General features: G+C 74.9%; 15 protein-coding genes. 6 read left to right on the forward strand and 9 right to left on the reverse strand.

Going from position 1 to position 14,383, the window contains the following annotated elements:
- The first annotated feature begins 117 nt into the window (after positions 1-117).
- The 5 genes from ACFVX9_RS13810 to ACFVX9_RS13830 all read left to right on the forward strand — a co-directional run bounded on the left by ACFVX9_RS13810 (position 118) and on the right by ACFVX9_RS13830 (position 5,517).
- On the forward strand, positions 118-1,131 hold the full coding sequence (locus tag ACFVX9_RS13810) for a 3-oxoacyl-ACP synthase III family protein (protein ID WP_387981738.1): 1,014 nt from the start codon (positions 118-120) through the stop codon (positions 1,129-1,131).
- Positions 1,128-1,871, forward strand: a complete 744-nt coding sequence (locus ACFVX9_RS13815; protein WP_380340022.1) for a glycosyltransferase — start codon at positions 1,128-1,130, stop codon at positions 1,869-1,871. The genes ACFVX9_RS13810 and ACFVX9_RS13815 overlap by 4 nt, the downstream gene beginning before the upstream one ends.
- A 111-nt stretch (positions 1,872-1,982) precedes the next feature.
- Positions 1,983-3,455 carry a class I adenylate-forming enzyme family protein gene (locus ACFVX9_RS13820; RefSeq protein ID WP_387981739.1) on the forward strand — a complete coding sequence of 491 codons (1,473 nt, stop codon included), beginning with the start codon at positions 1,983-1,985 and terminating at the stop codon, positions 3,453-3,455.
- Complete coding sequence (locus ACFVX9_RS13825; RefSeq protein ID WP_387981740.1) at positions 3,452-4,612, forward strand: cytochrome P450; 1,161 nt, start codon at positions 3,452-3,454, stop codon at positions 4,610-4,612. The genes ACFVX9_RS13820 and ACFVX9_RS13825 overlap by 4 nt, the downstream gene beginning before the upstream one ends.
- Entirely contained in the window at positions 4,612-5,517 is a 906-nt protein-coding gene (locus tag ACFVX9_RS13830) for an NAD-dependent epimerase/dehydratase family protein (protein ID WP_387981742.1), read from the forward strand. Before ACFVX9_RS13825 ends, ACFVX9_RS13830 begins: the two co-directional genes overlap by 1 nt.
- 90 nt (positions 5,518-5,607) lie before the next feature.
- On the opposite strand, the gene ACFVX9_RS13835 is transcribed toward ACFVX9_RS13830, so the two are convergent.
- The 3 genes from ACFVX9_RS13835 to ACFVX9_RS13845 all read right to left on the reverse strand — a co-directional run bounded on the left by ACFVX9_RS13835 (position 5,608) and on the right by ACFVX9_RS13845 (position 7,788).
- The gene (locus tag ACFVX9_RS13835) at positions 5,608-6,090 is read right to left on the reverse strand and encodes an Imm21 family immunity protein (protein WP_380423890.1); all 483 of its coding nucleotides are present in this window, start codon (positions 6,088-6,090) and stop codon (positions 5,608-5,610) included.
- 403 nt (positions 6,091-6,493) lie between these two features.
- Positions 6,494-7,459, reverse strand: coding sequence for a hypothetical protein (locus ACFVX9_RS13840; protein ID WP_387981744.1), 966 nt, complete (start codon positions 7,457-7,459; stop codon positions 6,494-6,496).
- On the reverse strand, positions 7,456-7,788 hold the full coding sequence (locus tag ACFVX9_RS13845; RefSeq protein ID WP_079136622.1) for a PadR family transcriptional regulator: 333 nt from the start codon (positions 7,786-7,788) through the stop codon (positions 7,456-7,458). The genes ACFVX9_RS13840 and ACFVX9_RS13845 overlap by 4 nt, the downstream gene beginning before the upstream one ends.
- 113 nt (positions 7,789-7,901) lie before the next feature.
- On the opposite strand from ACFVX9_RS13845, the gene ACFVX9_RS13850 reads away from it, so the two are divergent.
- The gene (locus ACFVX9_RS13850) at positions 7,902-9,059 is read left to right on the forward strand and encodes a hypothetical protein (RefSeq protein WP_387981746.1); all 1,158 of its coding nucleotides are present in this window, start codon (positions 7,902-7,904) and stop codon (positions 9,057-9,059) included.
- Positions 9,060-9,078: 19 nt separating this feature from the next.
- On the opposite strand, the gene ACFVX9_RS13855 is transcribed toward ACFVX9_RS13850, so the two are convergent.
- The 6 genes from ACFVX9_RS13855 to ACFVX9_RS13880 all read right to left on the reverse strand — a co-directional run bounded on the left by ACFVX9_RS13855 (position 9,079) and on the right by ACFVX9_RS13880 (position 14,383).
- Entirely contained in the window at positions 9,079-9,609 is a 531-nt protein-coding gene (locus tag ACFVX9_RS13855; RefSeq protein ID WP_387981748.1) for a GNAT family N-acetyltransferase, read from the reverse strand.
- A gap of 109 nt (positions 9,610-9,718) precedes the next feature.
- Entirely contained in the window at positions 9,719-11,047 is a 1,329-nt protein-coding gene (locus ACFVX9_RS13860) for a hypothetical protein (protein WP_387981749.1), read from the reverse strand.
- 355 nt (positions 11,048-11,402) lie between these two features.
- Positions 11,403-12,251 carry a class I SAM-dependent methyltransferase gene (locus ACFVX9_RS13865; RefSeq protein WP_387981750.1) on the reverse strand — a complete coding sequence of 283 codons (849 nt, stop codon included), beginning with the start codon at positions 12,249-12,251 and terminating at the stop codon, positions 11,403-11,405.
- A gap of 172 nt (positions 12,252-12,423) precedes the next feature.
- The gene (locus ACFVX9_RS13870; protein ID WP_387981752.1) at positions 12,424-12,885 is read right to left on the reverse strand and encodes a TIGR03618 family F420-dependent PPOX class oxidoreductase; all 462 of its coding nucleotides are present in this window, start codon (positions 12,883-12,885) and stop codon (positions 12,424-12,426) included.
- 107 nt (positions 12,886-12,992) lie between these two features.
- A complete protein-coding gene (locus ACFVX9_RS13875; protein WP_387981753.1) occupies positions 12,993-14,171 on the reverse strand; it encodes a Glu/Leu/Phe/Val dehydrogenase dimerization domain-containing protein in 1,179 nt (392 codons plus the stop codon).
- Entirely contained in the window at positions 14,168-14,383 is a 216-nt protein-coding gene (locus ACFVX9_RS13880) for an MbtH family protein (RefSeq protein ID WP_380340059.1), read from the reverse strand. The genes ACFVX9_RS13875 and ACFVX9_RS13880 overlap by 4 nt, the downstream gene beginning before the upstream one ends.

The raw sequence follows: 14,383 nt of genomic DNA on the forward strand, positions 1-14,383 counted from the left end.
AGCCGGTGCCCGGGCACCGTGGTGGGGGGCGGGAGGGGAGGGGGGGGGGGGGCGTGGGGGCCTGGCCGGGTCCCCGTGCTTAATCCCCCCCCGGCCGTGCCGCCGGAGCATGGGGGCATGCACCCAGCAGCAACACCGAGGATCGGCATCACCGCCGTCGGCTCCCACCTGCCGGCCCGGCGGCTCACCTCCCAGCAGCTCCAGGACGAGGTCACCGCCGGTGGCCGACTCGCCCTGCCGGAGCGGATGTTCGAGAAGGCGACCGGCATCCGCACCCGGCACTTCGCCGCCGACGGCGAGTACGCCTCCACCCTCGCGGTCGGCGCCGCCCGGCGCGCCCTCGCCGCCCGCGGGCTTCGCCCGCAGAACGTGGACCTGCTGCTGTTCGCCTCCGCGACCCGGGACGTGTGCGAGCCCGCCACCGCCCACATCGTGCAGGCCGAACTCGGCACCCGTGCGCATGCGTTGGATGTCAGCAACGCCTGCAACAGCTTCCTCAACGGGATCGACCTGGCCCGCGCGATGATCCTGGCCGGCCGGGCCCGGCGTGCCCTGGTCGTCACCGGCGAGACGCCCAGCCGGGCCATGCTCCGCACGCCGTCCTCCCCGGCGGAGTTCCGGGACGGCTTCGCCGGCTACACCTTCGGCGACGCCGGGGCGGCCGTCGTCGTCGAGGCCGTGGAGCGGGGCGGCATCCTCGACGTCGGGACGGAGACGGCCTCCGAGCACTGGCCGGCCGGCGGCATCCCCGGCGGCGGCTCCCGCCACCCGCGCGGCGACGAGTACAGCTACTTCCGGGGCGGCGGCAAGGAACTGCGCGGCATCTTCGAGGAGATCGGCCCCGCGGCCCTGGCCCGGCTCGCCGCCCGCACCGGCCTCGGCTGGGACGACTACGCCCGGGTGCTGGTGCACCAGGTGACGATCCCCTACCTGGAACGCTTCGTCGAGCTGACCGGGGTGCCGGCCGGGAAGCTGGTCCTGACGGTGCCGGAACTCGGCAACGTCGCCAGTGCCACGCTGGGCGTGCAACTCGACCGAATACGCGACACGTTGGCGCCCGGCGACAAGGTGCTGCTGATCGGGCTCGGCGGCGGCGTCAGCCTCATGACCATGGTCTGGGAGGCATCGTGAGGACCGACCTGTGGGTGGTGGTCCCCGCCTACCAGGAGGAGGCCCGGATCGAGGGCGTGCTGCGCGCCCTCGCCGCCCAGCGCGACCGCGACTTCACCCTGCTCGTCGCCGACAACGGCTCCACCGACGGCACCGTCGCCCTGGCGCGCGCCTTCGCCGCCCACGCGCCGTTCCCGGTCGAGGTGGTGGTCGAGCCGGAGAAGGGCGTCGGCTCCGCAGTGGACACCGCCTTCCGGCACGCCGTCGCCCACGGCGCCACCCTGCTCGCCCGCACCGACGCCGACTGCCTGCCCGAACCCGGTTGGACGGCCGCGGCCCGCGCCGGGCTGGTCGCCTCCGGCGGGCTGGTCTGCGGCCGGGTCACCGCCCGCCACGACGAGCACGGCCCGGCCGGGCGCGCGGTGTTCCTGGTGCTGGTCGCGCTCGGCGCCTTCTTCGGCCGGATCCGGCCCGCCCACCGCCGCCGACACGGCTACCTGACCTCGTACCGGATGCACGCGGGCAACAACATGGCGATCACCGCCGAGCTCTACCTCGCCGTCGGCGGCATGCCCCGGCGGCCCTCACCCACCGACCGGGCGTTCCTCAACAGGGTCCGCCGGCACACCACGGCGGTGGTGCGCCGCCGCGACATGGTGGTGCAGAACTCCACCCGGCGCATCCGCGCGTACGGCGTGGTGGGCACCGCGCGCTGGTACCTGGAGCGCGGCGCGGGGCCGCGCGCCGTCGACGTGCGCTGACAGCCCGCGCGCGCCCCGTGCGCCCGGCGCCGCGCGCGCCTCGCTCCTTGCCGACCCTTTCCCGACCGGACCCGCTCCGTTCCGCTCCGCAGCCCGCCGAAGGACCCCGCCATGCTCGACCGGCTCACCCACGCCCTGCGCACCGACCACCCCGACCGGCCCGCCGTCCTGCGCCACACCCGCCTGGGCACCGTCCGCCCGGTGATCCGCCGCGGCGAACTCGCCGACCTGGCCGACGGCTACGCCGCCGCGCTGCACGCCCACGGCCTCGGCCCCGGCGCCACCGTCGGCGTCGCCGTCCGGCCCGGGCCGCGCGCACTGGCCGTCATGCTCGCCGCGCACCGGCTGGGCCTGCGCATCGCCGTCCTCGACCCGACCGCAGGGCCCGACGTGCTCGCCGCCCGGCTCACCCTGGCCCGCCCCGATCTCGTCCTCGCCGACGCCGCCGCCCAGGCGGTGGCCGGCTGGGCCGGGCCGCTCGCCCGCCGCGCCGACCTCGCCCTGCCCCGCCTCACCGCGCTCGGGCCGGTCGCCACCCTGGGCCGCCGCCTGCCCGGCTGCGCGCCGCACCTGCGCCCTGCCGGCGCGACCCCGCCCGCCCGGCCTGACGGCGGCCCGGAAACGGACGCGGTGATCGTCTTCACCTCGGGCACCACCGCCCGCCCGCGCGCCGTCGTCCACACCCGGGACGGGCTGGCCGCCGGGCTGCGCACCGTCGCCGACCTGGTCGACCCGCGTCCCGGGACGGTCGTCCTCGGCGGGACGTTCTTCGTCCTCGTCCCGGCCCTCGCCGCGGGCGCCGCCGTCGTGCTGCCCGCCCGCCGCCCCGCCGCGCTCGGCCGCCAACTCGCCCGGCTCGACCCCGCCCACACCTACCTCACCCCACCGCAACTGCGCGCCGCCCTCGCCGCCGGGGCCCGCTTCACCGGCCGGGTCTGGACGGGCTCCGCCCCCGCCGACGCCGCCCTGCTGCGCCGGGTCAAACAGTCCGGCGCCCACCAGGCCTGGAGCGTCTACGCGCTCACCGAACTGTTCCCGGCCGCCGCCGTCGAGGAGGCGGACAAGAGCGCCCACGACGGGGACGGCGACCTGGTCGGAGCCCCCCTGCCCGGCGTCCGCGCCCGGATCGCCACCGGCGGTGAACTGCTGCTCACCGGCCCGGGCGCCCGCCACCGCTACCTCGGCGAGGACCCCGACCCCTGGGTGCGCACCGGCGACCGCGCCGCCCTCACCCCCGACGGACGGATCGTCCTCGCCGGCCGCCTCAAGGACATGGTGCTGCGCCGCGCCGAGAACATCTACCCCGGCCTGTACGAACCGGCGCTGCACCTGCCGGGCGTCGAACTCGCCGTCCTGGTCGGCGTTCCGGCCGGGGACGGCGACGAGCGGCTGGTCGCCCTCGTCCAGCCGGCGCCGGGCACCGACCCGCGGCGCCTGCGCGAGGCCCTGCGCGGGCCGCTCGACCGGATGGCAGCGGCCCGGCCGGACGCCGTCCTGTTCGGCGAGGTCCCGCTCGCGGGCCGCTCCCGCAAGCCCGACCGGGCGGCGGCCGCCGCGCACTGCGCACGGGAGCTGGCCCGGTGACCGACCCCATGACCGCACCGGTGAGCGCACGGACACCCCCGCCGCCGCCCGCACCGACGACCCCACCCGCCGCCGCCCGCCGGGCGCGCCGCCGGGACCGCCGGGTCTACCTGCGCAGCCACCCCCTGCTCTTCGCCCTGCTCGCCGCCACCCGCCGCCGCCCGGTGGTCCGGCTCGGCCGCACCGTGCTGGTGCACGGCACCGAGGCCTACCGCGAAGCGCTCACCAAGGTCCCGCTGGACCGCACCGCACCCGGCACCACCGGCGGCGCGGCGGCCGAACTCACCGACGGCGGACTGCTGTTCGACCAGGACGGCGCCGAACACCGCAACGCGCGCCGCGCCCTGGCCGGCGGCCTCGACACCGCCGCACAGCAACGGATCCGCCCGCACTGGCAGGCCGTGCTCGCGAAGCGGATCCCGGGCCTGGCCGCGGGCGAGATCGAACTCGTGGCACTGGCACGTGAGTTGGCCGGTGTCACGGCCGCCGCCCTGACCGGCGCGCAGTCCTGCCCGCACCACCTCGCCCACGCCGCGGCCGAAGTCGCCGCCCACGCCGCCCGCGACCACCTCCCCGGCCCCCGCCGCCGCGGCCCGGACGCGGCCGCCGCCACGGTCGACGCCGCCGCCCGGCTCGCCGCCCTGCTACCCGACGCGCCCGACGCGCCCGACGCACGCGGCGCACGCGACGCCATGGTGGCCGTCGCCGCCGTGAACACCACCGTCGCCGCCCTGCCCCGGGCCGTCGCCTGGTGCGCCGACGCCGGGCTCTGGCCGACCGTGAGCGCGACGACCGCACCCCGCCTCGCCGCCGAACTCCTGCGCCTGACCGCCCCGTCCCCGCTGCTGCCCCGGGTCGCCGCCGCCGACACCACCCTCGCCGGGCACCCCGTACGGGCCGGCGACCGGCTGGTCCTGGTCGCCCGGCACGCCGCCCGGGCCCACCGCCGCGGCCCGGCCGACGATCCCGCCGCCACCCAGGCCGTCTTCGGCGCCGGCCCGCACGCCTGCCCCGGAGCCGGCCTGGCCCGCGCCCTGCTCGCCGACCTCCTCCTGGCGCTCGCCCCCCACCACCCGGTCGTCACCCGCGCCCGGGTCGACCGCCGCAGCGCCCTGCCCGGCTACGCCGAACTCACCGTCCGACGGGGAAGATCCTGATGCACCTCGCCATCACCGGCGCCACCGGCTTCTGCGGCGCCCACCTCGCCCGCACCGCCGCCGCCCTGGGCCTCGAAGTCTCCTGTCACGGCCGCCGCCCCGGCCCGGTCGGCCACCACCGCCCCTGGGACGCCACCGAGGGCGCGCCCGACTTCACCGGCGCCGACCTCGTCGTCCACTGCGCCGCCGCCGTCGCCGACCTGCCCCCGGGCGATCCCGCCGAAGCCCACCAGCACGCCGTCAACGTCACCGGCACCGAACGCGTCCTGCGCGCGGCCGCCGGCCGCCCCCTCGTCCACGTCAGCAGCGCCAGCGTCTACGACCCGCGCACCACCGCCCCCGCCGCTCGCACCGCCCCCGCCGTCACCGAGGACCACCCCACCGTCGCCGGCCACCTCAACGCCTACGGCCGCACCAAGGCCGCCGCCGAACGCCTCGCCCTCGCGGCCGGCGCCGTCGTCCTGCGCCCCCGCGCCGTCTACGGCCCCGGCGACCCCCACCTCGTCCCCCAACTGCTCGCCCGCGCCCGGCACGGCCTGCTCCCGCTGCCCGGCCGCGACATCCCGCTCAGCCTCACCGCCGTCGCCAACCTCACCGACGCCTGCCTGTCCGCCCTCGGCCTCACCGGCGCCCCGCCCTGGCCGCCCGGCGCCTACAACATCGCCGACGCGACCCCCTACCGCCGCGACGACGCGCTGCGCCACGTCCTCACCGCCCACCGCCTCCCCGCCCGCATCGCCCACCTCCCCGCACCCCTCGCCCGCCTCGCCGCCCGCACCACCCGCATCCCCGGCCTCACCCCCTACACCGTCGACCTCCTCACCCGCAGCGTCGTCCTCGACCTCACCCGCGCCCGCACCCAGGGCTGGACCCCCACCCACACCCTCACCGACTACCACCCCTGACACCCGGCCGGGCCCGGGCGCTGCGGCCGTGTCCATCCGCGGCCGGCCCGCCTCATCCAGGAGCAGCGGAGCAGTGGAGCAAACGACTGGTCAGGTCAGCTCGACGAATCGGTGGACGCGAAAGCACGTGAGGTGGTCGGGCTCGATGCTCGCCGAGTCCACCCGGTGGCGGCCGGCGCCGAGATCGAGAACGGTGCTGTCCGCGAGCGTCCCGACCTCGGTGCCGAAGTAGGCGGCGTCGAACATGACGAGCTCGCCCGTGGTCCTCAGCACGGGTCCCTTCTCCCACTCGGCGGTGGGAAGCCCGGCCAGAACGAGGTCGGCGACACCTTCCTCGCTCTCCGCATAGCACCAGCGGACGAGGACTCGGTGCTCGGGGAGGTAGGCGGTGGACATCGGTTCGTCCCCGAGGACGAGCGCCTCGGCTCCCTCCGGAAGGTCGAGGACACCGACGAGCTCCACCACTTCGCAGGCTCGGTCGTAGTCGCCCTCCGTTCCCGACCAGTGCGACAGGGCGTCGCGTGGAACCACGATGAACGGGCCGCCCTCCGTCTCCAGCCAGGTCAAGGACATGCCGCCTCCAGTGCCACGATCCCCGTTCCGTCGCGACAGCGTATGCGCCCGGGCTGACATCGCCGCCTCGCCGCCCGTCGTGGTCGGAGGTACACGGTGACCAGTGTCGAGGAACTGACCACGCGGGCGACGCTCGGTTCGACCCGGGTGGTGCCGGTGGTCGGTCACGCAGTGGCCGCCCGCGGAACTCGCCGTCACGTCCGGTCGCCCCGGTCGCGGATGGAGTCGGGTGGTGGTACCTCGGTGGGCCGTCAGTTCCAGGGCGAGCGCCTCGACATCACAACGGCTGTTCCGACAGGCCGATGTCCGGACCTACCGGCATCGTTGCAGCACCTCGGCTCGCGGGCCTTCGCCGAGTTCCGGCCGGCTGGGCTCACCCCGGGGGAGAGGGGCGCGGAGCCGGTCAGGGGCGGGAGAGGCGGCCCCGTCGGGGGAGGCGGCCGATGAGGAGGATCGCGCTTCGGGCCGTCAGGTAGCCGAAGGCGGAGGGGATGAGGAGCTGAGGCAGCATCGCCGCGACCGACGCGTGGCCGCCGAGGAGTACGGGGGTGAGTACGGGCGGTGCCGCCAGGACGGTCGCGGCCAGGGCCGCGTTCCCGGCCGTCCGGGCGGTGAAGGCCAGGGCGGCGCCGGTGGCGAGCGGGGCCCAGGTGCCGAAGCCGGAGGTGAGGAGCCGCTCGGCGGACTCGCCGGTGATCGTGGCGCCGATGCCCAGGGCCGTGACCATGGCGGCGACCAGCCAGAGCCCGGCACCGGTCCTGCGGGTCCGGTCCGGCGGGGCGACCAGGAGGACGAGGGTGTTGAGCGCGATCAGCCCGAACCCCCGGGGGCCGAGGCCGAGTTCGGCCGCGGTGCGGAAGTCCAGGTCGAGCAGCCCGAGGCGGCACATGGCGTAGAACAGCGGTGCCAGTACCAGCGACACCAGGGCCAGGGCCCGTGCGGCCGACCAGCGGCCGGCCACGACCGCGCACGCCGTCAGCACAGCGGGGACGAGCAGCGACGTCGCCGCCAGGATCGCGCCTCCCGCCGGGGCTCCGGCGGGGAAGCCAGGGGACTCGGGGCTGATGGCGAGCCGCAGGTTCCGCCACAGGTAGGTCGCCGCGTACGTTCCGGCCAGCATCGCGGCGAGCGGCGCCGCGGTGGCGAACGCCCGGCCCGGCGGCCGGTGGGAGACCATGCCCAGTCGGAGCCGGGCCCCGTGCCCGGCGACGTCGGCCACCTCGCGCAGTCCCGTCGCGGGGCCGGAGCCGGCGATCCGGTGCTGGGCGAGGTCGGCGACCTCCGCGAGTGCACCGGCGCCGTAGGAGGCCGGGTACAGCCGGAGGGCCCGTTGCAGCAGGCGCGTGTTCAAGGGGTGCTTCGAGGTCATGCCGTGCCTCCTGCGGGACGGGTCCAGGTCTGGGTCAGGCGCCGGTCGGCCTCGCGCAGTGCGGAGCGCAGGCGTTCGGCCTCGTTCCTGAGCGACTGTTCACCGTCCGGGGTGAGGGCGAACACGCGCCGGGGGCGCCCGTCCACCGTCTCCTCGCGCTCGACGCGGATCAGTCCCTCGGCCAGGAGCCGGTCGAGGGTGCCGTACAGGCTGCCGGCGCCGAGCCGTACCCGGCCTTCGGAGATCGCGGCGACCTCGTCCCCGAGCGCGTAGCCGTGCCGGGGCCGGTCGGCCAGAGCGGTGAGGAGCAGGAAGGTCGGCTCCTGCATGGAGCGTTTGTTCTTCACGTCCCACACCATAGTACGGTGACCGTAGTGTCTGGCAAGGCCCCCGCGAAACGATGCGGACGTCGTTGTGGGTGGTGCCGAATAGTGTGCGGGGCATGGCTACTGTCAAGGAACCAGCACCTCCCAGGCCCATCGTCCCGGGCGATGTCGTCGCGGCGTTCTCCGAGTACCTCGGCGAGTGGACAGCGGCACAGATCACCGATCTGGACCCGGACCACCAGCGCGCGGGCGTCCTGCACCTCGACTGGTCCGGCCCGGAGCCGATGTCCGTGGCGGAGCTCGGCGAAGTCGTGCCGCTTTGGGGTCCTTTCGGTCCGGCGCATTGCTCCTACGAGTGGGTGCTCCCTCGGAGCTGCAAGGTCATCGGGACGCTGCCGCTGCTGCACGGCCAGCCGCCGAACAGTTACGCGTTCGGGTGGGGCATGGGGCTCGATCTGGCCCTGGCGCGGCGCCGACGGCAGGGCGACGAGTCGCAGTGGCGTGACCCGTGGGCGAAGAGCATCACCGGCGCTGAGTTGAACGACTCTCCCGCGGGGCCCGCAGATCCTGACGAGGAGACGCGTCGGCTGAACGTTCGGGCTGTGGAATCGCTGGACTGTGCGCGGCTCGTCGAGCGGTATCCCGCGCTGACCGGCCTGACGCTCAGCGGGCCGGTGACCTTGTCATCGGCATCGAGCCTCAACGAGTTGACTTCGCTGAAGCACCTCAGGCTCTCCGACGTCTTCGGGATGGTCGAGGCGGACTGCCTCCTGCCGGGGCGTGTTCCGGCGCTGGAGGAGTTGGAACTGGTCAGTGTCCCCGCGGAGTATGCGACGGCGATGAGGAAGCTCTGGCGGCCCGAGGAGCGCCAGGGCGTCTACCTCAGGGTCGCCAAGCCCCGCAAGCCCCAGTGGCTCGCCGAGAACCTCAACAATCCGCTCCGGAACTGGGACGGCCGCGATCAGATCAGCGCCGCGGTCTACAAGAAGGCGCTGGCGCAGTACAGGGCGACGCGGCGCGCGGTGCTGGCTGCGCTGGCGTCGGGGGAGTCTGCGGACGTTCTGACGCCGAGGCTCGTCGAGCTCGGGGAGCAGTTCGGCGAAGCCTTCAACGAGCTCGACGCGCGCGCCGGATTCATCGAGACTGTTGAGCGCGAAGAGCTCTACGACGCGCTCGGCGCCATCATCGCCGAGGCTGAGGCCGAGTCGGGAGCCGATCTGGCCTGGGCCGGTGAGGGCCTGATCGAGGGCTGCGAATCCGTCCGCGACTGGTAGGGCGGTGCTGCGGCGAGCCTCATGGCCTCCACTCGTCGGCGAGGAGCCCGAGGACGGCCTCGTCCGCGAACTCGCCGCACACCCAGGCGGATCGGCGGAGGGTTCCCTCCAGGGTGAAGCCGGCCCTGCGGGCGGCCGCGATCATCGGGGTGTTGTCGGCGAGGGTCTCCAGTTGAAGCCGGTGCAGGCCGCGTATCGCAAAGCCGTACTGGCAGAGCACCCTGACCACATCCGTGCCCAGGCCCCGGCCGCGCAGGCCGGGGCGCAGGGCGATCCCGAGGTGGGCGGTGCGGTTGTGGGTGTCGATGCCCCAGAGCACGGCCTCCCCGGCCAACTCCCCTGAGGCCAGCTCCAGTACGGAGAAGCAGGCCGCGTCGTCCGAGGGCGGGGTCGGCGCGTAGGGGGAGTCTGCCGCGCCCGGCGAGATGGGCCGCCAGGGGCGGGTGTCGGCCCGGGAGCGGGTGGCGACGTCGTCGTACAGCTCGGTCTGCAGAACGGCGACGTCGCTCTCGTGGCGCGCGCGAAGGGCGACCTTGAGTCCTTGTATCATGTCACATTGCTACCAGAGCCGTGTCGGCCGCTCAACCGAATTGGACCCTCTCCGGCGCGTTGCACCGTCGCCGTCATCGGAAGTGCCGGAGAGCGGAGTTCGATCGAAGTCAGAGTGGCGGCAGGCGGCGGGCCAGGAGCTCCACGCCGGTGCCGTTCAGGGTGCTGAACAGGACCGTCGTGCCGAGGGCGTCCACGCTGGGGGTGGTGGAGGCGCCGGGCCGTTGGCTGCCGTCGGCCGCCGTGCTGACGCGTTCGATCCGGCCGGTCCACAGGTCGCGGCGGAAGACGTCCGCGACGCCGTTGGTGTCGTCGGGGACGAGAGCGGCGGAGTCGGAGGCGAAGTAGACCCAGCGGTCGTCGGCGGTCATGACGGCGGGCTGGGAGTCGACGGCGGAGACCGTGGTCACCGTGCCCGTCCGCAGGTCGCGGGCGTAGAGGCGGACTTGGACGGTGTCCTGCTCGCGCTCGAAGACGCGGAAGAGGGCGTAGCGGCCGTCGGGGCTGAGGCGTCCGGCCTTGGCGGCGTCGCGCAGGGTGCCGGTGGCGTCGATGCTGGCGCCCTGGATCCGGCCGGTGCGCGCGTCGTAGGTGTAGAGCGGGAAGAGCTGCCGTGCGGGTGGGGGCTTGGTGGCGGTCGTGGCCGTGGCCGTGGCTGTTGCGGCCGTCGTGGGCGTGGTCGGCAGCAGGTTGGTCGCCTTGGAGCGGAAGGCGACGGTCTGGCCGTCGGCGCTGAGTGAGGGCTCGACCGAGCCGCCGTCGGCGGCGGTGCCGTCGCGGCCGGTGCTGACCAGGCGGGTGGTGCCGGTGCGGCGGTCGGTCAGGTGGATGTTCTGGACGCCGGGCCGGGTGCCGGGGGCGAGGTCGGCGCGGTCCGAGGTGTACGCGACGTACCGGCCGTCGGCGCTGATCGCCGGGTCGAGCGAGTTGCCGGCGCCGGTGCCCGCGGTGAGCGGTTCGGTGCGGCCGGTCCAGCGGTCGCGGACGTAGACGTCGAACCGGCCGTCGCCGTGCCGCCCCGGGATGACGTCGGTGGCGTTCGTGCTGAAGGCCACGTACCGGCCGTCGGCGCTGATCGCCGCCTGGTTGGTCGAGCCGTCGAGCTGGCTGCCGTCGTCGGCCAGGCTCACCCGCTCGGTGCGCCCGGTCCACAGGTCGCGGACGAACACGTCGTACAGGCGGTTGGTGTCGCCGGGCACCAGGTTGGCGGCCAGCGAGGTGAAGAGGGCGTAGCGGCCGTCGGCGCTCAGGCCGAGCGGCTCCGACCAGTCGTCGGCCGGGGTGCCGTCAGGGGCGACGTTCACCGTGACGGTGCCCCCCGGGAGCGGCGCGGCCTGGGCCCGGACCTGGGCCGTGGTGGCGGCCAGGAGTGCGGCCGCCAGCACGCTGCCGGCCCGTACCGCCCACCGGCCGCGGGTCCTCGCGTTCGTCCGTTCCACCTGAACCGTCCTCCCCTTGCCTCGGGCCGTGCCGCCTCCCGCCCCCGTCGGCCGGCTCGGGGCGAGCCAACCGCCCGGCCGTACCGGCGGTCAACGGGGCCGGACCGGCCATGGACACGATTTCGCCAACTCCCCTCCACCTCCCGACCACGGCGAATGCCGGTCCGGCCGGACCCGGTGGGCATGCCACCTGCGGGATTCGGCAGCGAAGGAATGACCGTTGACGAACCCTTTGCCGGAACGCGCTGGACGTGGCGGCCACGGGCCCGCACATACGTGAAGTGGCAGCGTTCGGGCGGCTGCTGGGTGGATCGGGCCCCCTTGGAATCGATGATCCGGGGAACCGGGAGGCGCTCTACCGGCGGACCGCCGAGACCAGTCCGCCGGGCTGCTCCTCGCGCTGCGGCGGGGTGTTGACCGGGCGGCCGTAGGCGGCAGCGCGCTCGCGCAGGGTGTGAGTGTCGGCCTCCCAGCCGTGCCCGGCCAGCCAGTCCACCGGGTCGTCGGGCATCTCCGAGACCCACATGGACGCCGCCGAGCCCGGTACGGAGTCCGCGCCGAAGCGCTCGATCACGCCGCGCGAGCCCAAGGTCAGCCCCATCCGGCTGCCTGCCGCCGACTGCGCGCTGATCCGGGCCAGCAGCAGCTCCACCGCGTCCTCGGGCAGATAGATCAGCAGTCCTTCGGCGATCCACACGGTCGGTGCGGCCGGATCGTGCCCTGCCGCGGCCAGCGCGGCCGGCCAGTCCTCCCGCAGGTCCGCCGCGACGGTGATCCGCTCGCAGCGTGCGACGGCCCGCTCCTGGCGCAGCACCGAGGCCTTGAAGTCCAGTGGCGCGGCGGTGTCGACCTCGAACAGCCGGGTGCCCTCGGGCCAGTCCATCCGGAAGGCGCGGCTGTCCATGCCGGCGCCGAGCAGCACGACCTGCCGGACCCCGGACGCGGAGGCCCGCTGCAACAGGTCGTCGAGGAACTTCGTCCTGATGACGATGGAGTACGACACGGCCAGTCGGCGGCGGCGCGCGGCCTCGTCACCGGGTGGCGGCGAGGAGGGCCACAGGCCGCCGGCGGTGGCGAAGGCCTGGGCCAGTGGGTCGCGGAACAACGCGTCCACCCGCTCGGTCTCCAGCGCCCGCACCCTGGCCACCCCCACCGCCGTGGCCCACACTCCCGACGGCTGCACCCGCTCCTGCTCATCAGTCACCGCGCCAGCCTAGATGATCGATCCCGAGGGGCCTGATGAGGCCTGATGAGTGGAGCCGGGTTCATGCGCGGCCGGCCGCGCATGCGCGCACTGACCGCCAACCTTGAGTCGCTTCGGTCGCTTCGGTCGCTGATGAGTCGCTGATGAGGCGAAGGCGGCGAGGGCAGGAGCACTACTCAGGGGCAGGGGCAGGGGCAGGGACGGGCCCGCCGGGACGGAAGCGCTCCACCCCGACGATGTGCCGCACCTTGAGCGCGCGCACGATCACCGCGACCCGCTGCTCACCCGGCATGGTCCACTCGTAGCGCTCGACGCCCAGGTACTTGCGGGCCAGCCGGTCCATCCGGTCGCGTGCCTCCTCGCCCTCGACGAAGCGGGCCACCACGCCACTGATCTGCACGCGGTCGAAGGGATCGGTGGCGTCCGCGTGCGAGAGGTAGACGCGCGGGTCGCGACGGAGGTTCTCCTCCTTCACCCGCCCCACCGAGGTGTTGAACGTCAGTTCCCCCTCGCCCTCCAGATCCACCCACATCGGGCTGACCTGCGGTGCTCCGTCGGCGAACACGGTGCCGACGTACCAGATGTTGGGTGCCCGCAGCCGGGCGCGGACGGCTTCGTCGAATGTCGCGGTCATCCCGGGAGGCTAGCAACCACGAAGGGGGCGCGGTCCGCTTCGAGTGAAGCCACGTTCGAGTGGAGCGACGTTCGAGTGAAGCCGCGAGGGCGCGTCCTCCCGGCGGGTCACCGCTCGGCCGGTACCTCCGGTTCGGAGGCGCCGGCCGGGGCTCCGCGCGAACCGAGGAGCTGGGCGACCGGATCGGCGCTGCCCGAGGTGCTCAGCTCCTGCACCAGCTCGCAGTTCCGGGCGATCCTGCTGGAGACCCACTCGCGCAGCCACGCGGACAACTGCGGGAGCGGCAGGTCGGACGGGGCCAGCCCGGCGAGCACGCACCCGGTCGCCGCCGCTCCGCCGACGTTGACGACCACGTCCGGCAGGACGGTGTGGCCGGCCTCGCGCAGCAACCGGCGGGCGGGTGGGGTGCAGCTGAGATTTCCGCCCTCGACCACCAGGCCGGCCCGGACCGCCGGCACCGCCTCCTCGTCGACCGCGGAGGCGGACGCCGCCAGCACCAGCACGTCGGCGTCGACGTGCAGCCACGCCTGGCCGGGCCCGTGGACGGTGACCCGGGCGGGCAGCCGGTTCCGGTCGATCGTGCCGTCGCTGCTGGTGAGCGTGGCGAGTTCGGCGACGGGCAGTCCGCGCTGGTCCTCGATGGTGCCCCGGACGTCGGCCACGGCCACCACCGAGTGGCCGTGGGCGGCCAGGTGGCCGGCCACCGCGCGCCCGACGGTGCCGAAGCCCTGGATCGCGATGCGCTGCGGCGTCCGCGCACCGGAGGCCCGTAGGGCGCCGAGCACCGCGACGGCCACGCCGAACCCGGTGATGTCGGCCATGTGGTCCCACAGTTCGGCCCAGTCGACGGTGAGACGGGTGGTGCCGGGGCGGCGGGTGACGTCGTACCCGGCGGCCTCGAAGGCGACCTGCCGGTCGGCGTAGGTGGTGCCCTGGTCGCACCCCAGGTACACCCCGCCGTTCAGCAGCGGGGCCGCGGCGCGGCCGAACCCCCGCATCACCGCCCGCCGCTCGACGGTGGCGCCCGGATCGGGTGCGATGCCGGCCTTGGCGCCACCGATGGGCAGGCCGACCAGTGCCAGCTTGTGGGTCATCGCCCTGGCGAGCCCGGCCAGCTCCTGCTCGGTCACCGTCGGGGTCATCCTGGTGCCGCCCAGGGCCAGGCCGTCGACCATGGAGTCGACGACGACCCAGCCCCGGGCCTGGCACTCCGGGAGGTTCAGGGTGGTGGTGAGCAGGGGCTCGGCCACCGGGCGCGCGCCGTGCGGTGCGAGCGTCCGGTTCACTGCGCACCGTCCTCCGGGACGGACCGCAGGCGCAGGCTCCGGGGGCGCATGTCGGTCCACACGTGTTCGATGTGCGCGAGGCACTCGTCCTTCGCGCCCCGCACACCGACCTCGCGCCAGCCCGCCGGCGACTCGCGGTCGGCGGACCAGAGCGAGTACTGCTCCTCGTCGTTGACGACGACCTTCCACTGCTCGGATGCTTCGCTGGCCAT

It is taken from the genome of Kitasatospora sp. NPDC058243, from assembly GCF_042882025.1.
Lineage (GTDB): Bacteria > Actinomycetota > Actinomycetes > Streptomycetales > Streptomycetaceae > Kitasatospora.

What these genes read in the sequence shown, in the direction of transcription:
- ACFVX9_RS13845 (WP_079136622.1), bottom strand. Translation starts at nt 7,788, where the DNA reads ATGCAGGAGCCGACCTTCCTGCTCCTCACCGCTCTGGCCGACCGGCCC.
- ACFVX9_RS13870 (WP_387981752.1), bottom strand. Translation starts at nt 12,885, where the DNA reads ATGACCGCGACATTCGACGAAGCCGTCCGCGCCCGGCTGCGGGCACCC.
- ACFVX9_RS13850 (WP_387981746.1), top strand. Translation starts at nt 7,902, where the DNA reads ATGGCTACTGTCAAGGAACCAGCACCTCCCAGGCCCATCGTCCCGGGC.
- ACFVX9_RS13810 (WP_387981738.1), top strand. Translation starts at nt 118, where the DNA reads ATGCACCCAGCAGCAACACCGAGGATCGGCATCACCGCCGTCGGCTCC.
- ACFVX9_RS13840 (WP_387981744.1), bottom strand. Translation starts at nt 7,459, where the DNA reads ATGACCTCGAAGCACCCCTTGAACACGCGCCTGCTGCAACGGGCCCTC.
- ACFVX9_RS13835 (WP_380423890.1), bottom strand. Translation starts at nt 6,090, where the DNA reads ATGTCCTTGACCTGGCTGGAGACGGAGGGCGGCCCGTTCATCGTGGTT.
- ACFVX9_RS13820 (WP_387981739.1), top strand. Translation starts at nt 1,983, where the DNA reads ATGCTCGACCGGCTCACCCACGCCCTGCGCACCGACCACCCCGACCGG.
- ACFVX9_RS13855 (WP_387981748.1), bottom strand. Translation starts at nt 9,609, where the DNA reads ATGATACAAGGACTCAAGGTCGCCCTTCGCGCGCGCCACGAGAGCGAC.
- ACFVX9_RS13830 (WP_387981742.1), top strand. Translation starts at nt 4,612, where the DNA reads ATGCACCTCGCCATCACCGGCGCCACCGGCTTCTGCGGCGCCCACCTC.
- ACFVX9_RS13880 (WP_380340059.1), bottom strand. Translation starts at nt 14,383, where the DNA reads ATGGCCAGCGAAGCATCCGAGCAGTGGAAGGTCGTCGTCAACGACGAG.